This is a genomic window from Lysinibacillus sp. NPDC097279, assembly GCF_044761745.1.
Taxonomy (GTDB): Bacteria; Bacillota; Bacilli; order Bacillales_A; family Planococcaceae; genus Lysinibacillus.
On the sequence record NZ_JBIWDA010000001.1, the window covers coordinates 1465210 to 1486784 of the forward strand.

The 21575-nt window shown below is 35.4% G+C and carries 21 protein-coding genes and 1 other annotated feature; of the genes, 5 read left to right on the top strand and 16 right to left on the bottom strand.

All coding sequences use genetic code 11. The features are described from left to right. The first annotated feature begins 43 nt into the window (after nucleotides 1-43). The gene (pdxR, locus tag ACIQ1H_RS07405; protein ID WP_402887706.1) at nucleotides 44-1444 is read left to right on the top strand and encodes a MocR-like pyridoxine biosynthesis transcription factor PdxR; all 1401 of its coding nucleotides are present in this window, start codon (nucleotides 44-46) and stop codon (nucleotides 1442-1444) included. 39 nt (nucleotides 1445-1483) lie between these two features. Here the strand turns inward: pdxR and ACIQ1H_RS07410 are convergent, their stop codons facing one another. The 11 genes from ACIQ1H_RS07410 to ACIQ1H_RS07460 form a co-directional block, all read right to left on the bottom strand. After that, complete coding sequence (locus ACIQ1H_RS07410; RefSeq protein WP_172771278.1) at nucleotides 1484-1798, bottom strand: TIGR04104 family putative zinc finger protein; 315 nt, start codon at nucleotides 1796-1798, stop codon at nucleotides 1484-1486. Nucleotides 1799-1902: 104 nt separating this feature from the next. Then, complete coding sequence (locus tag ACIQ1H_RS07415; RefSeq protein ID WP_402887708.1) at nucleotides 1903-3126, bottom strand: GNAT family N-acetyltransferase; 1224 nt, start codon at nucleotides 3124-3126, stop codon at nucleotides 1903-1905. Beyond that, entirely contained in the window at nucleotides 3123-3854 is a 732-nt protein-coding gene (locus ACIQ1H_RS07420; RefSeq protein WP_402887710.1) for an AAA family ATPase, read from the bottom strand. Before ACIQ1H_RS07420 ends, ACIQ1H_RS07415 begins: the two co-directional genes overlap by 4 nt. Before the next feature lie 37 nt (nucleotides 3855-3891). After that, nucleotides 3892-4803, bottom strand: a complete 912-nt coding sequence (locus tag ACIQ1H_RS07425; RefSeq protein WP_402887712.1) for a DMT family transporter — start codon at nucleotides 4801-4803, stop codon at nucleotides 3892-3894. A gap of 58 nt (nucleotides 4804-4861) precedes the next feature. Beyond that, nucleotides 4862-5063 (bottom strand) — a binding site (T-box leader). Nucleotides 5064-5278: 215 nt separating this feature from the next. Next, the gene (locus tag ACIQ1H_RS07430) at nucleotides 5279-5674 is read right to left on the bottom strand and encodes a VOC family protein (protein ID WP_402887714.1); all 396 of its coding nucleotides are present in this window, start codon (nucleotides 5672-5674) and stop codon (nucleotides 5279-5281) included. 134 nt (nucleotides 5675-5808) lie between these two features. Further along, nucleotides 5809-6363: a pyridoxamine 5'-phosphate oxidase family protein gene (locus ACIQ1H_RS07435; protein WP_402887716.1), complete on the bottom strand. Its 555-nt coding sequence runs from the start codon at nucleotides 6361-6363 to the stop codon at nucleotides 5809-5811. Nucleotides 6364-6555: 192 nt separating this feature from the next. Continuing rightward, a complete protein-coding gene (locus tag ACIQ1H_RS07440; protein WP_402888568.1) occupies nucleotides 6556-7320 on the bottom strand; it encodes a DUF817 domain-containing protein in 765 nt (254 codons plus the stop codon). Nucleotides 7321-7523: 203 nt separating this feature from the next. Continuing rightward, nucleotides 7524-8951 (bottom strand): amino acid permease, encoded by a 1428-nt coding sequence (locus ACIQ1H_RS07445; RefSeq protein WP_402887718.1) that lies wholly within the window; start codon nucleotides 8949-8951, stop codon nucleotides 7524-7526. A gap of 278 nt (nucleotides 8952-9229) precedes the next feature. Next, nucleotides 9230-10135: an arginase gene (gene rocF, locus ACIQ1H_RS07450; protein ID WP_172771271.1), complete on the bottom strand. Its 906-nt coding sequence runs from the start codon at nucleotides 10133-10135 to the stop codon at nucleotides 9230-9232. A gap of 397 nt (nucleotides 10136-10532) precedes the next feature. Continuing rightward, the gene (locus tag ACIQ1H_RS07455; RefSeq protein ID WP_402887720.1) at nucleotides 10533-11219 is read right to left on the bottom strand and encodes a DUF421 domain-containing protein; all 687 of its coding nucleotides are present in this window, start codon (nucleotides 11217-11219) and stop codon (nucleotides 10533-10535) included. A gap of 67 nt (nucleotides 11220-11286) precedes the next feature. Further along, nucleotides 11287-11841 carry a recombinase family protein gene (locus ACIQ1H_RS07460; protein ID WP_402887722.1) on the bottom strand — a complete coding sequence of 185 codons (555 nt, stop codon included), beginning with the start codon at nucleotides 11839-11841 and terminating at the stop codon, nucleotides 11287-11289. A gap of 88 nt (nucleotides 11842-11929) precedes the next feature. Between ACIQ1H_RS07460 and ACIQ1H_RS07465 the strand changes: the two genes are divergently transcribed. The 4 genes from ACIQ1H_RS07465 (at nucleotide 11930) to fumC (ending at nucleotide 17873) form a co-directional block, all read left to right on the top strand. Further along, a complete protein-coding gene (locus tag ACIQ1H_RS07465) occupies nucleotides 11930-13366 on the top strand; it encodes a SulP family inorganic anion transporter (protein WP_402888570.1) in 1437 nt (478 codons plus the stop codon). A gap of 819 nt (nucleotides 13367-14185) precedes the next feature. Next, nucleotides 14186-15805: an ABC1 kinase family protein gene (locus ACIQ1H_RS07470; RefSeq protein WP_402887724.1), complete on the top strand. Its 1620-nt coding sequence runs from the start codon at nucleotides 14186-14188 to the stop codon at nucleotides 15803-15805. A 170-nt stretch (nucleotides 15806-15975) separates the two neighbouring features. Further along, entirely contained in the window at nucleotides 15976-16194 is a 219-nt protein-coding gene (locus tag ACIQ1H_RS07475; RefSeq protein WP_172771267.1) for a hypothetical protein, read from the top strand. Between the two features lie 290 nt (nucleotides 16195-16484). Further along, entirely contained in the window at nucleotides 16485-17873 is a 1389-nt protein-coding gene (gene fumC / locus ACIQ1H_RS07480) for a class II fumarate hydratase (protein ID WP_402887726.1), read from the top strand. 103 nt (nucleotides 17874-17976) lie between these two features. On the opposite strand, the gene ACIQ1H_RS07485 is transcribed toward fumC, so the two are convergent. The 5 genes from ACIQ1H_RS07485 to ACIQ1H_RS07505 form a co-directional block, all read right to left on the bottom strand. Further along, nucleotides 17977-18156, bottom strand: a complete 180-nt coding sequence (locus ACIQ1H_RS07485; RefSeq protein WP_172771265.1) for a sporulation protein Cse60 — start codon at nucleotides 18154-18156, stop codon at nucleotides 17977-17979. Nucleotides 18157-18274: 118 nt separating this feature from the next. Further along, nucleotides 18275-18916 carry a TVP38/TMEM64 family protein gene (locus ACIQ1H_RS07490; protein WP_402887728.1) on the bottom strand — a complete coding sequence of 214 codons (642 nt, stop codon included), beginning with the start codon at nucleotides 18914-18916 and terminating at the stop codon, nucleotides 18275-18277. Between the two features lie 203 nt (nucleotides 18917-19119). After that, nucleotides 19120-20208 (bottom strand): sensor histidine kinase, encoded by a 1089-nt coding sequence (locus tag ACIQ1H_RS07495; RefSeq protein ID WP_402887730.1) that lies wholly within the window; start codon nucleotides 20206-20208, stop codon nucleotides 19120-19122. Beyond that, nucleotides 20205-20888 carry a response regulator transcription factor gene (locus ACIQ1H_RS07500; protein WP_402887731.1) on the bottom strand — a complete coding sequence of 228 codons (684 nt, stop codon included), beginning with the start codon at nucleotides 20886-20888 and terminating at the stop codon, nucleotides 20205-20207. Before ACIQ1H_RS07500 ends, ACIQ1H_RS07495 begins: the two co-directional genes overlap by 4 nt. Then, a complete protein-coding gene (locus ACIQ1H_RS07505; RefSeq protein ID WP_402887733.1) occupies nucleotides 20863-21471 on the bottom strand; it encodes a class I SAM-dependent methyltransferase in 609 nt (202 codons plus the stop codon). The genes ACIQ1H_RS07500 and ACIQ1H_RS07505 overlap by 26 nt, the downstream gene beginning before the upstream one ends. Nucleotides 21472-21575 lie beyond the last annotated feature (104 nt).

Sequence of the window (21575 nt, forward strand, 5' to 3'; positions counted from 1 at the left end):
AGAACATTATTATCTCTTTTTGCATGTCAAGGAGGTCTTACATATGAACGATTTTATTTTTTCATTTAGCAATGAAGAGCCAAAATATAAACAGATTTATCACCAATTAAAGGCTTTAATTGAGCAAGGAAACTTACAGTCGAATGATTCGCTCCCTTCTATTCGAAGGTTGGCGGAGACGTTACAGGTCAGTCGGAATACGACGTTGACTGCCTATGAGCAGCTTGTAGCAGAAGGTTACATACGAGGTGAAGGTCGCAAAGGCTATTTCGTCAATGTATTGGAACAAGTCTTTTTAAAGGAAGAGAAAGCAACATTGCTTTCGTCAAACGTAAAGCAGTTGTGTCCTACTATAAAAATTGATTTTCGGGCAGGAGCTGTCGATCAAGCATATTTTCCACTAAAGGCATGGCGACAATTTGCTAATCGTGCACTGCAGTTAGAGGAAAGTTATGTGTATGGTGAACCGTTTGGGGAACCATTCTTAAAAGAACAGCTTGTCCAGTATTTATTACAAGCACGCGGGGTTAAATGCCAAGCAGATGATATTATTATCGGTAGTAGTACACAGCAAATGTTACTGTACTTGGGTTTTATTTTGAAGCAAGATTTCGCAAGTGTGATTGTCGAGGACCCTGGTTATATTGGGGCAAGGCAATCGTTTAAGCTAAGCGGTTTTCAACTAGAAGCCCTTCCTGTTTTAGAGCAAGGTGCTCAGCTACACTTATTGTCGGATATGCAATCACGACTCCTATATGTTACACCTTCCCACCATTTTCCTTACGGTGTCACAATGTCTATACAGCAACGTCAAACTATTATTCAATGGGCAAAAAAAGTGGATGGATACATCATTGAGGACGATTATGACAGTGAATTTCGCTATGCACAGCAGCCATTTCCTGCGCTTGCCTCCATCGATCATTCACGCGTTATTTACATGGGGACCTTTTCAAAATCCTTTTTACCTGCGATTCGACTAAGCTATATGGTATTACCTAAAGCACTTCTACATCGTTACAAGGAACAGTTTAGTGAATTTGAACATAATGCATCCTCACTTCATCAATTAACGATGGCCGCATTTATGGAAAAAGGTGAATGGACTCGGCATATTAAAAGAATGCGCCTTATTTATAAGCATAAAATGAGCTATCTTGTAGAGCAGCTTCAACAACAATTTGGTGCCTATATTACGATACTTGGAGAACATTCGGGCCTTTATGTATTGGTAAAGTTGCATGTCCAACAAACGGAAGAACAGCTCATCCAATCTGCAGAAAAATATGGTGTTCAAGTATATCCGACAAGCCCATACTTTCTTAAACATTTCACAGCTGAACCAATATTACAATTAGGCTTTAGTAAGTTAGCTATTGAGGACATCAAACAAGGGGTTCAACTATTAGTAAAAGCGTGGCAGCTATCTTCAAACAACGAATAAAAAACGCAGGAACGTTATATTTCTGCGTTTTTTTATGTATTATTTTTGTGCGTATTTTTGTAAATGCTTTGGTATTGTACGAAGATCCATCAAGAAAGGCATCATCATAAGTAGTACAATTAAATAGAGCGCAATCCCGATTGCTACAGCGGAGCCTTTAACTTCATCATCAACCACATAAGGCATTGTAATATAAGGTACAAATACCAATAGTAAAATAGAAATGCGTGTCATTGATGTGAACATTTGTTTTTTCGCACAATATGGACAGCTAATGAATCGTGAAAATGTCACAATCGAACGCATCGACTGCTTCCAAGTCCATTTCTCCTTACATTCAATACATTTCGGCATACAATACATCCCCTCCATTCACTAATTATGCCATATTGTGGAGAATAGAAGTACTAATTTAAAGTAAAAAAGAATTTGCACAGGCATTTACTGTACAAATTCTTTTAAAAATAATCAATAAACGTTGGGATTCCTACTGGTAATACTACTTCTAAAAGCGCCATTTCCATTGCTTCACCTTGTAACCGTTCAATTTTCTCCAAATAGCTAGGGCGTTTATACCCAAGTAGCATCGTCGCTAATGTTTGAACTGTCAGTTGAATAGCATTCTCGGACAGTTGTTCACTAATCTTATCAACTGCTACTTCTCCGTTTTGTACTGTTACGACAAACGTACCGTTATTCCAAGCTACAATACGATCGCTTACAGCGAAGCGCAACTGAAAATCGTTCCCTACAAAAGGGTACCGCAGTAGAAATTCCTTTACGTCCACAATACGCGCCATAAAATAAGGAGAAACTTTTTGAATAATTTCGCTATCCTCAAGTAAAAATGCTACCGCTTCATTGCCCGTCGTTTTGCCATATACATTGTAAACCATCGAGCTATGTGCTGAGACAAAATTCCATAACCCTTTTCGAGCTTCTTCCTGTAAATAAACGATTTCATCAATATAAAAATTTTCTTCCATAATACGATAGAACATATAGCCTTGAGGCTCATCTTGCTCATCATAATAGACTGCTGCCTGCAGTTTGACATCACTATCTATAAATTTTTCTTCCCAAAAATCTTCTTGAAATTTTTCATTCCAGGCTATGCTGTTTCGCACCATTACACCATGTGTCTTTATTGCATAACGTGCATAAATTGCAACAACATCTTTATCTTTAGGATCGACACGACGAATTTTGCCATTTAAACCACCATAATGAGGAAGTTGTGTATCTTTCACTTGAAATTCCACAATATCACTCATAATTTCCCAGCCTTTTTTGCGGTAATATGGAATAGAGTAAGGGAATAAGTAAGATATATACCGTCCTTCCTCACGCATTTGTTCTAGACACTTGATAATGAGACTTTCCATTAAGCCGTGTCTAGAATATTCAGGGTACGTGCCAACAGCCGTTATCCCACCCATTTCATAAAACTTCCCATGTACATTGATTTGAAAAGGTAAATTTAAAATTTGTGATACTAGTTGAGAGCCATCAAACCACCCAAAAGCATGCCCTTCGTCAAACTGTTTACTTTTGGCATTAACGAAACGACGATCTTTATGAATAGACATAGACATTTGAAATACGTAATTTAACAAATCGATGGATTGGGCCATCTCATCTAGTCGTATTTCTCGCATTACTAAACCTTTCCGTTGATTCATGTTTTTCTCTCCTCATTAAATAGCTCTGCAAAAATGGTTTCCGGAGCATTTAAAAATCTCTTCGTTACAATATAATGTATAGTGTCTTCGTATCGGACGGATTCAATCCCTCCTTCTTCAAAACTGTAAATAGTAGCATTCGGATAACCGAGTAAAATGGGTGAATGTGTGGCAATAATAAATTGGGCTTCACGCTCTAAATCCTTCATTATTTTAAGAAGACTCAGTTGTCTTGTAGGTGATAAAGCTGCTTCTGGCTCATCAAGTAAATAAATCGCCTTACCTTTAAAACGATTCATAAATAGCGCTAAAAAGGACTCCCCATGTGACTGTTGATGTAGGGATTTACCTCCAAATGCAGCATACTTATTAGGATGATATTCTAACAAATCGATATGGCTTGCAAATTGATAAAACGTTTCTGAACGTAGAAAAAAGCCATTAGAAACTTTAGGCAACCACGATAACCGTATATAGTCCCCTAGCGCAGCTTCTGCTTTATGTACTTCATAACTGTTTTGCCGTCCACCACCTGCTGTATTAAAATCACAGCGATCCGCAATTGCTTCCAGAAGTGTTGATTTCCCAGAGCCATTTTCCCCAACAAAAAATGTCACATTCGTTGGAAACTCAAGCTCCTGTAAATTCTGCAAACTGGGTATATTAAAAGGATATTGTCGTTTATCCTCTATGTTGTCCTGTAAAACCTTACATGATTTTAAATACATTGTATTGCCTCCTTCATGATAGTATAACTCGCTGATGCTACTCTGAAACGGTCCTTCTTTCTAAATACAAACTAATAATACCAGCTATGAATAATAAGATGATACCTATTAAAGAAATAGGCGACCACGTAAGCCTAGAATCAAATAATTGGAAGAAAAAAGTGAATATTGGGACAAAGCATAAACTCATCATCACCATTAAAGGAGAACAATTCCGAATACCTATTTGCAATAAATACATTGGAAGCATGACACCCGTTGCTGTAACAGCAAGTATCCAGACAATATTTCCTGAGAAATACTTTAAAAATTCATCGTATGTAGCTAAAAAAGATAATAAAATTATGCCATAATAACGATTTGCTAAAATCATAGAAGTTGTCCAGCCAGCCTCATTTAATTTTTTTGAATATACGGTGCATAAAACAGCACCAACCCCACAGCTAATACTCGCTATTAAAGCTATGATGACAGGCATTGTTATGTCCAACTTGACTGCTGAGCTTCCGCTAAGTACAGCGACAATCAGTACACTACACGCAATCAGTGTGCCAATGGCAATTAACCACTGTGACCTTGGAATTGATTCCTTTGCAATGACCGCCAGAACTAGGACAAATAATGGACCGATACCCATCTCAAGTGCACTGACTATAGCTGATTCCACATATTTTAATGCAAAATAAAAACACATAAAAGCTAGAACGGACGCTCCATTTAATTTCAATACATAGCCGATTGTCCCTTGCCATTTATAAGGTTTTTTATGTGTACGTGCAAAAAATGCAAAATAGCATGACGTCAGAAAAAAACTAATACCTGTAAATAAAAATGCTGGTACTTCTTGTACTTGCTTGGCATAAAATACTTGACTCATTGCCGTCAAGAACGCTGATAAAATAAGTGCTAGCAGCCCTATCGTTGTAATGCGTTTCTTCGTTATGTCCATTCTTTCTCCCACCCCTTGTCATTATTTCCTAAAATAAAAAAACTCCATCTCTAATAAATATAGAGACGAAGTTATCCGCGGTACCACTCTGATTAGCATATATGCTCACTTTGACTATAACGGTAGTTGCCGTTTATACCTACTTTTTTCAGTATAAAAACTCCTGCACGAGTTCACGATTCCTTTACGATGATTTTCACCAGCCATCATCTCTCTGTAAGTAAATCACATTCGCTACTTTTTCCAATCATTGTTAATTATTAACGTCCATAATAAGTTATTTAATTATTCTCGTCAAGGTTTTACGAAGATTGTGACACCATAATATCAGTTGCATATAATCCTTTAAACGACAACACACCTATAGTTAACTAATTTTACTTTACTACGTCCGATACCATTCGATAAAAAAAGTCTCCTAGCTGTAGGCTAGAAGACTTTTTACATCATATGGGATTTTATCAACTAACCTTTGTTATTTTGCATTTTTATCAGGCTGATGAATACCAAATACATTGCCTTCAGTATCTGTATAATATCCTTGCCATGCCATTCCAGGAAGAGCATATTTAGGAATGGCTACCTTACCACCATTGCTCATAATTTTTGCTTCTGTTGCATCGTAATTTTCCACACCCATTGTACAAGCAAATCCATTCAACGCTTGATTTGGTGCTGGAGGGGGACCTTGCCGTTGCATTAAAGCACCATTTATGCCAAGTTCATCCTCACTACCTGTTACTGCACCAAAATACGGCATGCCAGCGTAGTCACTCCAATCTTCAAATGACCATCCAAAAATATTGCCATAGAAATCCTTTGCTCGCTCCATGTCACTTACATGAATTTCAAAATGAACTAATCTCCCCATCTTATCCTCCTAAATGTAATAGAATATATTTACTATAATGCATTTTTTTGTAGATAGGAAATATAATGGATTGCTTGTTCGCTTCCAGTTGTAGCGGCTATAATGTTCTATGCTTTAGCTGGCGTAATAATATATTATCGGTTTGTATCTTGCTTTACCTTTCTTCCAGGATAAAACTTCATTTGTTCATCACCTTTATGTTCTTTTGCGGTCATAGTAATTGGTTTTATTTTTAGCACCACCGTTTTACTACCTAAAGAAGATATATATTTATCGACATGCGCTTTCGATAAAGCGACTTCATAATAATTCGGGACATATTTATCAAGCATTTCTTGCATTGCTGCTGTTGCTTCATCCAAATCCGTAACAATTTCAACTTTTCCATTGGCGATAACGCTCATATAAGCCGTATCAGTATTCGCAGGAACTGGATCTGCGATAGTTCCGTAAATTTCACATACTGTAATACATGCATTCGTATTATTTTTTAAAATATTAATTTTTCTTCCTTCGTTTGCGCCATGAATATAAAAGTTTCCATTTTTAAATACAAAATTCAATGGAATTACATATGGCATGTTGTCATCCACTAACCCAAGAAAAATGGTTTGAGCTTGTCGTAAAAAAAGATTGATTTGTCCCTCATCTGTAAATGTTCTTTTCCCCATACGAATTTTTGTTTCCATCCTTATCACTTCTCCCTATTTAACAAGTATAATAATTTGCTTACTTCTATAGCGAGTCTATAGCAGGATAGTCCTTTAAAAAAGGGACAGTTTGATGAAAACGAATGGGTACAACGTAAATTTTTCATCCTGTGTTATTAGGTTTACACTTATCGCTTTAGCAGTTCCTATAACGCTTGCAAAACAATTTCTTCACTGCTCACGGTAAAATAATTTTAGCTGTGCGACTATCATAATACTAATGACGACAAGTAAAAACCAAGAGCTAATTTTTCCGAAATGAACAATCGTCCATCCCATTTCTTGGTTAGGATATGACCAAGCACCAAAAAATGTTGCAATATTTTCGGCAATCCAAATAAAAAACCCAATTAAAAGGAATGATGCAACAATAGGCATCTTATAAATGTTTTGTCGTACTGTAAATTTAACAACTGTTCGAGAAAATACGAGAAAAAGTAAAGCTATTAGCAGCCATCTAAAGTCATATATAAAATGGTGTGTGAAGAAATTTAAGTAAATCATAGCTCCTAACGGAATGGCAATATAACTTCTTGGCCAATTCATAATCTTCAAATCAAACCTACGCCAAGCTTGGCAAATGTAACTTGCCACACTTGCATACATAAAGCCGCTATATAAGGGCACACCACCAATTTTTGACCACGCCGCTTCTGGATAGGACCAAGAATGAAAGTTCACTTTATATAATTCTAGTATAAGACCAATTATATGAAACAAACAGATTACTTTTATTTCATCTTTAGATTCTAGACCAAATTTATACATCAAATATTGTGTCAAAAGACAAATAACGAGAATAAAATCATATCTTGAAAGTGGTAAATGGATAACTTTTGACAGCGCAAGCGTAACAAATATGACAACAGGAAAAATACAAGATAAGGATTGATGGTACGTAAAATACACTAAGTCTTTAAAAATTTTTTTCAATATACATTCACCTCATGTAACTAAGTACGAAAAAATTTATCATTACTTGTATGAAGAATAAATGATATTTTATTCTATTTCAATGTTTTTTTATCGAAAAACGATAAATTAATTTACTTATTTTTGAAACATTTTTTTATAAGTAACGTCTTTTGTAAACCTAAATAAAACAAGAGTAGCCACATTATTGCAGCTACTCTTGTCCTTTAAAGAAACATTTTTTGGTCTAATTTTAACTGTACTTCTTGTTGGCTTACTTTTATTACCTTCGTTTTCTTCACTTTTACATAATAAACGATATAACAGCCGATGAAGAATGCGCCTCCACAATATAGAGCTAATCGTTGCGACGGATCAAAGGCTAAGCTTGCCATAACAATACAATTCGCTACTAAGCCTAAAATTGGCACGAGTGGATATAGTGGCGCTTTGAATTTTAAATCTTCCACTTTACCACCTTGACGAACATATGAACGTCTAAAGGCAATTTGCGATGCTGTAATCGCAATCCAACCGATTTGAGCGCCTAAACCTGCTAGAGATAATAGCCAAACAAACACTGTTTTTGCAGCGAATACACTTGATAATAGTGATAAACCAGCTACAGCAAGTGTAATTAATAATGCATTCATCGGAATGCCTCTTTTATTCACTTTCCCTAAAACAGGGCTAGCCATTTTTTCAACAGATAGCGAGAACAACATACGTGTTGCCGCATATAAACCAGAGTTTGCAACCGATAATAGAGCAGTCAAAATAACAAAGTTCATAATATCAGCTGCATAAGGAATGCCTATACTGTCCAGTACAACTACGAATGGACTTTCAACAACACCTGCTTTATCCATTGGAATTATCGCGGCAAGAATGACAACAGATAGGACAAAGAAGAACAATGTACGCCAAACTGTTTGTTTAATAGATTTAGGAATTGTCTTTTCTGGATTTTCACTTTCCCCAGCAGCAATACCAATTAATTCTGTCCCTTGGAATGAAAAATTCACCGTAATCATTGTAATTAATAATGCTGTTACACCATTTGGAAATAGCCCATGCTCATAAAAATGAGTAAGGAATGGAGCGCTGGTTCCGTCTTTCATATCAATAAGGCCAAACATAGCTGCTCCTCCAACAATTAGGAACATAATAATAGCCAATATTTTTATGCTAGAGAAAACAAATTCTGCTTCACCAAATGCTTTCGCTGATAAACCATTTAATAAAAAGAGCAAGGCACCAAATATTAAACACCACATCCATACTGGTGATTCAGGAAACCATCTTTGCATAAGTTGTCCAGCCCCTAAAAATTCGAGGGCAACTGTAACTGCCCACCCTAGCCAATAAAGCCACCCAACGGCAAAGCCAGTAGCAGGACCAATAAACTTCGTCGTATATGTTTGAAACGACCCAGATACTGGCATAGCAACAGACAATTCACCCAAACAAAGCATCGTTAGATACATTACTAACCCGCCTACTAAATAAGAAAGAATAGCACCAGTTGGCCCAGCTTGATTTATAGTAAAACCTGATCCAAGAAAGAAGCCAGTTCCAATGCATCCTCCTAGTGAAATCATAAATAAGTGTCTAGCTTTCATACTTCTTTTTAATTCATGTTGTTCTGTTGCCATAAAATAACCCCTTACACGATTATCATGTAAGCACTTTCTTTTTAAAGTGCCAAAAGATAATGATGATAAATATTAATAGAAGTAATTTAAAAATTTCATCTATTTTGTGAACAGTCAATTTTCTGACAAAGAAAAGTACTTAAATAGTCTAGAGCATTCGTTCCGTCTATTGTAAACTACAATTAGGGAGAGCTATTTTCTTAAATTTGGTTGTCGCGACCTCATTTTACTAAAAAAGTTCTTCCTTATCAGCCAATTGTTTTTCCCCAATCCATTGTTTAAAGTAATGTATCGCCAAATAAAGAGCTAATTAAAGCGACCGCAGCTATAGCTGTTTTATTATACTGATCTAATACTGGGTTTGTCTCTACAAACTCTGCCGAAGTGATAATATTGGCTTCTGATAGCATTTCCATAGCTAGATGACTTTCACGATAGCTAATGCCTCCTGCAACTGGTGTGCCTACTCCTGGTGCATCGTTTGGATCAAGGCCATCTAAATCTAAAGATAAATGAACACCATCTGTATGTTCTTTTAAATAATTAATAGTTTCTGACATTACTGTCGTCATACCTAAACGATCGATCTCATGCATCGTATAAACTTTAATGCCAATTTCTTTAATAAGCTTTTTCTCTCCTGGATCTAAATCACGAGCACCAATAATTACTACATTTTCTGGCTTTACTTTTGGCGCATAACCACCAATATTCGTAAGTGCAGGATGTCCTAGACCTAAGCTTACCGCTAAAGACATTCCATGAATATTTCCAGAGGGAGATGTTTCACCTGTGTTTAAATCACCATGGGCATCATACCAAATAACGCCTAAATTCTCATAATGTTTCGAAACACCTGCTAATGTTCCAATGGCAATACTATGATCTCCTCCTAAAACTAAAGGAAAGCGATTAGAGGAAATGACTTGATCTACTTTTTGACCAAGCTTGTCATTAGCATCCGCTACCGTTTTTAAATTTTTTAAGTTTGTTGTTGTGTCTATCTTTTCTTCTTTATTTACGAATTCGATATTCAAATCCCCTAAATCATCAATCGCATAGCCGAGCCCTTCAAGTCGATCTGTTAATCCAGCATATCGAATAGCACTCGGTCCCATGTCTACCCCTCTTCTAGTTTGACCCAGATCCATAGGTACCCCAATAATTGTAACTTCTTTACGCATGATATTTTCTCCTCTCCAATAATTACTTTCACAGTATAAAGAAAATGAAAAATTGACTCAACTCGACATTATTTTTAATTTTTATACAGTTTAGATTATTAGAAACATAGATTTCATCTTGCATAAATGAATGCATAAACACAATAATAGTGAATAAGGATACTTATTTTTACAATTTTATATATTTTTTTGTCAGAAATATCAAAAATAAAAGATTAAAACTATATACTTTTATTGTTTTTTTAGAAAATTAAGACGTTGTTTATAGGTTTTATATCAATATAATGTAAAATTATTTAAAATATTTCTATATTTGTATAAGAATAATAGCGATATATTTTAATGATTTAATAAAAAAATAAAACCAGAATCACATTTTTTTACAGTGAGTTCTGGTTTAAAATTTTTGTATGAATAATTTATCATCTGATTGGATTTCCGCATAAAATACTTCTTCGACATTTTTAATTCCTACTTTGGATAATTCCCTTTTTAGCCATTCTTTATTTTTTCCTACTTCTAATAAATTTCTTTTTAATAATTTGCCGTCTGATATTATTTCTATAGGTAAAAACGGTGGATTTTTAGGTGCAATGTTTAGGTCTATCTTTTGTGTGCCTTGAAACTGAGGTTTCTTCAGAATACTCAGCGTGCCGTTCGGTTCAAGTATTGCAAAATCGATTTCATCGATCGAAAAAACTTGATATTGTCTTATCATCATTGTTAAGTCATCGATATTGACGCCTGTCCTTTTCAATGCTTTTTTATCGATTTTGCCGTGTTTTATTACGATTGTAGGCTGACCATCAAGAATCATCCTTATTTTTCCGGATTTCAGACTTATATAGCCAATAAGTGTTGTTAACGAACACCATATGACCAAGCTCAGTAAATCTTTTGTGTAATCTTTTGTACTAAGAACAATCATATTAGCGGCAATGGAGCCAATTGTTATGCCTGTTACATAGTTAAAAAACGTAAGTTGGCTTAATTGTTTTTTTCCTAAAAAACGTGTTAATGCAAGAAGGACAAAAAAAGTTATGACTGTTTCTATTGCTATTTGTAAGTAACTTACATCTTTCATGCCACCACTCCTATCTATTCAATAGAATGTGTTATGCATAAAATAAAATACTAAAACTAGGCACTAATTAGCGATTTTCATCAGAGTTTTCTAATGATCTGTATAATGTTGATTTACTAATACCTGTTTCATTTTTAATATCATGTAATGTGAAATTTCCCGAATGGTACATCGAAATAGCTTTTTGAATGTTTACATCTGGTTTCCTCGGTCTACCGATTGTCTTACCCTGCTCTCTTGCATTGGCAATGCCGATTAGAGCTGACTGCTTTGCAACATCTGTTTGGAATTGAATATAATGTTTCATCATTTGTTGTAATGTACATGTTAAAGGTTGATTATTAGAAATAGACTCATTACAAAATTGAATGCTTACGCTGTCTTTTTCACAAATGTTAAGGATATCTTGTAGTTGTCTTGTCGTGTCTGCAAGTGCAACCATTCGTTCAACTATAATCGTATCCCCTTGTTGTATTGCCATCAGCATTTCTTCTAGTTGATGTCGCTTTTTAGGTGAAGCATGCGGTTCACGATATATAGTTTGGCATTTTTCAGATATAACTTTTAACTGTTCTTCACACGTTTCATCATTATATAAAGGTCGTACATAACCGAAAATCATCAATTTTCCTCCTTACATTGTCTCAAAAAGGTTCCATTTTGGGAATATGAATGGTATGATACTCAAAGAATTTCATATGAAGGAGTACATCATGCAAAGTTTAACACAACAATGGTTTGGAAATATCCGAGGCGATCTATTAGCAGGCATTGTCGTAGCACTTGCTCTTATCCCAGAAGCCATTGCCTTTTCTATCATCGCTGGCGTTGATCCAATGGTAGGGTTATATGCATCTTTTTGTATCGCTGTCACAATCGCGTTTGTCGGTGGTAGACCTGGTATGATTTCAGCAGCTACAGGCGCAATGGCCCTTGTAATAGCCCCATTAGTAAAAGATTACGGACTAAATTATTTACTAGCTGCCACAATTTTAACAGGCATTATTCAACTAATTTTTGGTATGTTAAAAATAGCAAAATTAATGAAATTCATTCCCAATGCTGTAATGATTGGCTTCGTTAATTCATTAGCTATTTTAATCTTTTTAGCACAAGTCCCTCAAATTATTGGAATGTCTACCATGACATATATCTTTGTCGCATTGACACTATTACTTTTGTATACTTTACCACGTTATATTCAAGTAATACCAGCACCACTTATAGCAATCATCGTCTTAACTACTATCGCGATTTATAGTGGCGTTGATTTACGAACAATTGGTGATTTAGGTGTTATAACGCAAACGCTACCGACATTCGCCATTCCGAATGTGCCGTTCACGTTTGAAACATTAAAAATTATATTCCCCTATTCGCTTGCATTAGCCATCGTCGGTCTAATCGAATCTTTATTAACTGCCCAAATCGTGGATGACATGACTGGGACGGAAAGTGAAAAGAATAAAGAAGCGAGAGGACAAGGTATTGCTAATTTCATTAATGGATTTTTTGGAGGAATGGCTGGTTGTGCGATGATTGGTCAATCTGTCATTAATGTAAAGTCTGGTGGACGAGGGCGTTTTTCAACCCTTGTAGCTGGTTTATTTTTAATTTTTTTAATTCTCGTTTTAGGGGATTTAGTCGTAAAAATTCCTATGCCAGTATTAGTAGGCGTTATGATTATGGTATGTATCGGTACATTTGATTGGAATTCATTCAAGTATTTAGTGAAGGCCCCTCCTAGTGATGCAATTGTTATGCTAGTTACAGTGATCATCGTAGTATACACGCATGATTTATCGAAAGGCGTTATTGCAGGGGTTGTATTAAGTGCTATTTTCTTTGTAGTAAAAATTTCAACATTGAAAGTAGCAAAAAATGGAGATATTTACAAAATAGAAGGTCCATTATTTTTTGCTGCCACACATAACTTCGTTCATTACTTCAAAAAAATTGAAAGCATAGATTCTAAAGTTACTATAGATTTTAGCAATAGTCGACTATGGGATGATTCTGCTGTAGGTGCCTTGCATAAAGTAAAACATTTACTTCAAGCAAAAGGAATTAAAGTAGAAATAACAGGACTCGATACTTCAAGTCAAAAATTAATAAATCGAATAGACAGTATAACTTCATCTCACTAAAGCCCCAAGGAATTCCTGCTTACTTTTGCGGAATTCCTTGTTTATTTTCTTTCGCGGAATTCTACTTCCCTTTCGCGGGATTACACTTCTCTTCCGCGGGATTACGCCTTCCTTCCGCGGGATTACTCCTCAATCGCGGAATTCTACCTTCCTTCCGCGGGATTACTCCCCTCTTTCGCGGGATTACACTTCTCTTTCGCGGAATTACACCTTCCTTCCGCGGAATTCTATCCCTCTTCCGCGGAATTACACCTCAGACGCGGAATTACTACTTCCTTTCGCGGAATTACTCCTCTCTTCCGCGGGATTACGCCTCAGACGCGGGATTATACTTCTCTTCCGCGGGATTACGCCTTCCTTCCGCGGGATTACTTCTCAATCGCGGAATTCTACCTTCCTTTCGCGGGATTACAATTCTCTTCCGCGGAATTCCACCTTCCTTTCGCGGGATTACTACTCCCTTCCGCGGAATTACACCTCAGACGCGGAATTACTACTTCCTTTCGCGGAATTACACCTCTCTTCCGCGGAATTACACCCCTCTTTCGCGGGATTCTACCTCCCTTCCGCGGGATTACTACTCCCTTTCGCGGAATTCTACCCCTCTTTCGCGGAATTACACCTTCCTTCCGCGGGATTACTACTCCCTTTCGCGGAATTCTACCTCTCTTCCGCGGAATTACTACTCCCTTCCGCGGGAATTCTACCTTCCTTCCGCGAATATTAAATAATTACATTCATCTCATTTTTAACAAAATTTGGTGTATGATTTAAGTATTGTTTATTAATTACCTAATTGATAAAACTGGGGGATATAGAATGAAAAATAGGAAAAGCTGGTTTCGAATGTGGAAAATCCTATCCTTTGCATTTTCCATGATTATTCAAGTTTATTGGTATCGCTTTAGAAAAAAATCGGATGCACAATGGGAATTGTTATGGGAAAAGCTTGGTCGACAATTTCGCCAGACACTATTTGAGCTGGAAGGTGTATTAATTAAAGTTGGGCAACTTTTAAGTATTCGTGAAGACTTATTGCCAAAAAGTTTTATTAGTCAAATTCAAGATTTAGTTGATCAAGTACCTCCCTCTCCTTGGGAAGACATTCAATCTGTATTAGAAAAAGAATGGGGCAAACCGATAGACAATGTACTTCTTTCCATCGAGCCAAAGGCAGTGGCTTCTGCCTCTATTGGAGAAGTTTATCGCGGAAGGCTAAAAGACGGAACAAATGTTGCCATTAAAGTACAACGGCCATCCATCCCATCCATTATGCGAACTGATTTTCGTTCATTAGCCATTATTATTTCATTCGCTCAATATTTTGCTCCTATTCCAAAAGGATTTATTAATTTTAGATTGCTTTTTAATGAACTCAAATCTGTTATAGGACGTGAATTGGATTTCAAAAAAGAGTTAGATACAATGAAGCATTTCAGAGAACGCTTTGAAGACATCCATCAGCTTACGATACCTACTGCTTATCCCGATATTAGTACATCACAAGTATTAGTAATGGATTGGATAGATGGTGTTAGAATAACTGATAGTGTATTTTTATCAACAAATCAAATTGATAAAGAAGTTTTATCAAAGCAATTATTGCGCGCCTTCTTGCCTCAATGGTTAGAGGCGGGCATGTTTCATGCGGATCCACATGCTGGAAATGTTTTAGTACAGGCAGATGGTACGATTGTACTTCTTGATTTTGGAATGGTAGGTGAAATATCAAGAAAAGATGCAGCTAATTTCCAAAATTTAATGCAGGCCATTTTTCTGAAAAATTATGCACAAGCAGCAGAGACATTAAAGAGTTTAGGTTTTTTACTACCAGGAGCAGATTTGAAAGTCATTGAAAATCTACTTAAGGAAGTACTCCTATTAGATGTAAATAAGGTAAAAGAAATGGACTTATTCGCCGTCAAAAAAGAAATGAACGACATTTTAAAACTACTTCCTATACAAGTACCAACACGATTTATTTTTTTAGGCCGCTCCTTTGTGACAATTGAAGGTTTACTGTTAACCATAAATCCAGAAAAAGAAATTTTAGATATCATTAAACCAGTATTTACTGATTGGGTAAAGCAAGGAAGCTCAAATAATTGGAAGTCTGTATTACAATGGCTCAATGCGTTACCGATTTTTAAAGTATTTCATTCTTTATACGATCTCGTGGAAACACCCCAGCGCTTATTAATCCAAAAGGAAAATTTGCAGTACAGAGAATTTGTCTTTTCCGTCTATGAAAATCAAAAAAGGCAAATTTTCATATTAACTGTTTTAGCATTAGTCGGTATTTTCGTTGGCAAGTATTTGCATTATGCAATCGTGTATAAAGCATCCGCTGTGTTATTGGCACTCTCCATTCTTTTATATATTGTGAGTAGTTGGAAGCAACGAAAATGGTTAAAACGTATGTATAACAAAGCATTGTAAAAAATAGCGCCCATTCGCAGTGAATTAGTATCGCCTCCTAAGGTTTAGGAGGCATATTTTATTTCTGTTCGCCAAGTATTCCTATTCGTCTTTCCCTCTCTATCTATAGTTCTATATTCTTTCAATGTCTCATAAATTGACTAAAATACCGAATAAGGAGAACTGTAAATATGCATGTTGTTCATTTTTATGAAAATAAGTCCTCAATTTTAAATCAGTTATTAATACGCATTCCCACTGTGGATGAAAACCTCCAACTAAAAGGTCGGAAGGCAAAAGTAATCGATGTTATTCAAATCGATGAGCGACAGTATCATGTATTTGTGTTGTTTGAAAAAATACCGAAAAAACAACCTCTATCAAAAGATTTAGGGAAGAAAAAGAGATAATTTCTTCCCTATTTCCATAGGTGAAAAAGTTTATGAGCAGACAAAACGGGTAAGTTATAGTATACTCACAAATCACGTTGCGATTAATTCTCATTTAATCTAATTTATTAAGCAGAACAATTGACTTTTTAATTGATAACAATTATCATTATCATATAGATTTTTTCTCTAGTTTGTTTATTTCAGAATCCCCCCTTATTTTTTGAAATAAGCATGCATCAAACGGATATTCTTACATCAGACTAAGAATATCCGTTTTTTTATTACATATATCGAAGGAGCTGTTATAAATGGATTATCGTATCGAAAAAGACACTATGGGTGAAATTAAAGTACCTGCCAACAAAATATGGGGAGCACAAACTCAACGTAGTAAGGAAAACTTCCAAATCGGCACTGAGCATATGCCTATTGAATTAATTCAAGCAATGGCTATTCTAAAGAAAAGTGCAGCAATTGCGAACAATAAATTAGGAAAGCTTTCAGATATTAAGGCAAATGCGATTGTGCAAGCTGCAGATGAAGTTTTAAACGGTCAATGGGATGACCAATTCCCTCTTGTTGTATGGCAAACAGGTAGTGGCACACAATCCAACATGAATGTAAATGAGGTTATTGCGCATCGTGCAAATCAAATTTTACAAGACGCTGGTGAATCAGACCGCATCCATCCAAATGATGATGTCAATAAATCACAAAGCTCCAACGATACGTTTCCTACGGCGTTGCATATCGCAGCTGTACTAAAAGTAGAAGATTATTTACTACCTCGCCTTCGCTTACTAAAAGCTACTTTGGATGAAAAGGCTGAGAATTTCAAAGATATTATTAAAATCGGACGCACTCATTTACAAGACGCTACGCCACTGACTTTAGGTCAAGAGATAAGTGGCTGGTCAGCAATGCTAGGTAAATCTGAGCAAATGATTAAACATAATGTTGAATATATGAAGGAGCTTGCAATTGGCGGTACGGCAGTCGGTACTGGTATTAATGCACATCCTGAATTCGGCGATCGAGTAGCAGCTGAAATTAGCGAGCTGACAGGAAAACAATTCACATCTGCAGCAAATAAGTTCCATGCACTAACAAGTCATGATGAAGCTGTCGTGGCGCACGGCGCATTAAAAGCACTCGCAGCAGACTTAATGAAAATTGCCAATGATGTACGTTGGTTAGCAAGTGGCCCTCGTTCTGGTATCGGTGAAATTACCATTCCAGAAAATGAACCAGGCTCATCTATTATGCCAGGTAAAGTAAATCCAACGCAAAGTGAAGCGATGACAATGGTCGTGACACAAGTCGTTGGAAATGATGCAACGATTGCCTTTGCCGCTTCCCAAGGGAATTTTGAGCTCAATGTTTTTAAACCAGTTATTATCTATAATTTCTTACAGTCAACTCGCCTCCTAGCCGATACGATGAAATCATTCAATGATAACTGTGCGATTGGTATCGAACCAAATGTTGAAGTGCTTGATCATAACCTGCAAAACTCCTTAATGCTAGTCACTGCATTAAATCCTTATATTGGTTATGAGAATGCAGCAAAAATTGCGAAAAAAGCACATAAAGAAGGTACTACATTAAAAGAAGCTGCTATTGCTTCTGGTTTGTTAACTGAAGAACAATTTAATGAATATGTTGACCCAGCTACGATGATTTATCCAAACGCTTAATGTTATAAGTGTGAGGCAACGGAGCTAACTACACATAAAAAAGCCTTGATGTAATATCAAGGCTTTTTTCTCTGTCAGAAATTCCACTATAAGACGTGACTTGCTATGTAATTTTATAAAGAATAAGAGCTGTATAAACACTATGCTTATCATAAAAAGTATATGTAGAATACTTAATATCGACAAAGTCCCCTTCTGGTAAATCATATAAAAATTTATTAATCATGTTTTCAAGCGTATCTTTATCTCTAGCCTCAAGTATGTTCGTTCTTAATCGTGCCACTTTTATCACCTCGCTGCATTCATCATATATTAAATGTCTATATTTGCCAATACTATTGATTGAATATAAATGATAGGAAGCTAAGAGCCTGACTACACAAATCAGACTCTTAACTAAACTATTGATGCAGCTCTAATCGTTTTTGTTTAAGTGAATTCCAAATTTTTATCGATGCTGCGAATACTAAAATTAATGAAATAATTACGAACACTAAACCAACTGTATATTCATGAAGGTTACTGCCCATATAACTATATAGAATCCTTAATGGGGTACTCGCAATAATCACAGTAAAAATGTAAGTTGAATACTTAATCCCTACAGATGCGGACAAAAAACAAATCACATCTGCTGGTGCTATTGGACATATGACGCCTATTGCTAAAAATTTGTAATTGTACGTTTCTAATAAATTATTAAAGTCGGGGTACCTATTTTCTAAATATTTATTTAGCCTATTCCCCGCAAAGCTTTTTGAAAGTATATAGACGAACGTTTCGCTCAATACAATGCCTACAGTTGATAACATGAAAGCCTCAATAGGTTGGAAACAAACTCCCCCCAAAATCATTAGTGTAGTACCTGGAATAAGCAATATCAGTCTCATTATCCAAAGGCCAATAAACAATAAGTATGCATAATTTTTATTGGCCGAAATCAAATCATTTAGTGCATTCAAATTAAGTGGCAGTAACTGAAAATGCTTTAATATATAAATGAATACGAACCAAATTGCAATTATGAGCAGTTTCTTTGTCATTTCTACACTCTCCTCAACACTTCCAATAAACACATAATAAGAATTAAATATTAAGAAATACGCGTTGAAATCATTAAGGATTCTTAAGGTGAGCAATATATACTTATGTCAATGTATGATAAATAAGGTTGCACAGTGATTATTAAAAGTCGAGACTAAAAAAGAGATGTTTTGGCATGCACATCTCCTGCTTCTTCATTAAATTATTCTTCCTCAATAGGGAGCATCACAATAAACGTTATCCAACTATCCTTGTATAACGCGCGTAAATCCCCATGATGAAGTTCAATGATTCTTTTAGAAATAGACAATCCAAGACCAGTACCTTTTGCGTCCATTCTTGCTTTATCCCCTCTAAAAAAACGTTCAAACATTTTATTGACATCATCCATCGGGGGGGATTCCATTTTGTTTGATACTTTTAAAACAGCTGTGTTATTTTCAGCCTCAAACGAAATAAAAATATCAGAAGGCTTTTGGCTGTATTTTATTGCATTTATAAAAAGGTTTTCATACACCCGAACGATTTTTTCAATATCAATTAAAACAGGTATGTCTTCCTCAGTTATTGAAATTTGAACATTCAATTGTTGTTCCTCAAATATTGGAATATATTCACCAACGATTTGTTGCAGTAAGCTTGCCATGTCAACATTAGACAAATTTAACGTCACATCAGTACCCGATAAACGGGTAAATTCAAATAGTTCATCTATCAAGAGTTTTAATCTTTGCGACTTGGAATAAAGCGTTTCAAAAAATTCCTGTAGTTGTTCTTGATTTTTATATTGTCCATCCTTTATTAAATTCAAATAGCCTATAATTGATGTCAATGGTGTCCGTAAATCATGGGATATATTTGTAATAAGCTCGTTTTTTTCTTTTTCTATTTGTCTTTCATGTATAAATTTATGTTCTAACTCCTTAGACATATAATTGATGTTGTGCGCCAGCTGCGACAATTCGTCCTTACCTTTAATCTCAATTGTTTGCCCTAATTGTCCACTGGCAATATGTTGAACGGTTTCGGAAATTAACTTCAAATACATAATTTTTTTCCTTACTAGCATAATAAAAATTAGCACAAAAGTTACGATTGCAATTGAAAACCACCCAAAAAAGGCCAAACCTGCTTGAACTACAACGAGATCCTTATTGTTCATAGTCAATCTTATTAATTCAAATATAGGTCTAGATAAAATGCTCATCACTAAAATAGTGCCGAATAAACTGATTACAATCATCACGAGGAGCTGAAAAGAAAGTTTATTGCGAAACTTAATCGTGGTCATATTTTATATCCTACTCCCCAAATTGTTTTAATGTATATTGGATGTTTTGGATCCTCCTCTATTTTGTCTCTAATTTTTGTAATGTGTACCATTACCGTATTATCAGATTTAAAAAAGTCATTCTTCCAAACTGCCTCATAGATTTTGGCAACACTTAAGACAATTCCTTTGTTCCGAGCTAGAAGTTCTAAAATATCAAACTCTTTTGGCGTCAATCTAATTTCATTGCTTTTTACCCAAATCTGACGTGTATCTGTATTGATTGTTAAATCACCTATTTCCAACACGCTCTTTTCAACAGATGAATCGGTATTATACTTTTTATATCTTCTTATTTGAGATTTCACCCTAGCTATTAACTCCAGTGGGTTAAATGGTTTAGATAAATAATCATCAGCCCCAGCAGCGAGACCTTTGATTTTATCCATATCCTCCGATTTTGCAGAGAGCATAATGATAGGCATACTGCGTTCTTCTCTAATCTTCAAACATGCTTCTATACCATCCATTTTCGGCATCATTATATCTAAAATAATTAAATCAAACTTATTTTTTTCGAGCATCTTTAATGCTTCAACTGCATCTTCTACCTTTTCAGTTTGCATACCTTCGTTTTCTAAATATACCGAAATAAGATTTCTTATCGCTTGATCATCATCGACAATTAGTATTCTTGACATTAACAAGTTCCTCCGTATGTTTTTTTGACACCGAACAGCTAAAGATGTAGGCAGGTGGCCAATTTCTATATTCTCTTGTCACTTCTAATTTGGCAAAAAATTGTTGAATTAATGCCTTTTTTAATTTTGTATATTGGAATGTAATAAACATGCCATCGTCTTTTATACTATTTGAGGTGTTTAATAAAATCTCGTAAGATATTTTGCCAGGCAAACTTGAAAAAGGAAGACCAGAAATAACATAATCGACATATGGAATATTATACTCATTCAAATATTGTTCAATATTTTCTGCAGATCCATGTTTAATGTGTACGTTATCTATTCCTTTATATCGTTCTTTAAGCAATGAACAAAATGTTATGTTATTTTCCACTAATAAAATTACTGTATTATGGTTTCTTTTTTCAAGCAATTTTTCTGTGAATGCGCCTGTACCTGGCCCATATTCAACAATATATTTTGCTACATTAAAATCAATTTTTTCAATCATTTTATCACCGAGAAAACTTGAGCTTGGAAGAATGGCTCCAATTGTTTTTGGATTTGCGAAAAATTGAGTTAAGAAAGAAAGGTTTTTCACACTTATTCACCTCATTAGTTTGAATTGATATAGATACTTTAAAATTCAAACCTTAAGAGGATATGTCGAAAATTCTTAAGAATCCTTAACATTTCTTTTCATTA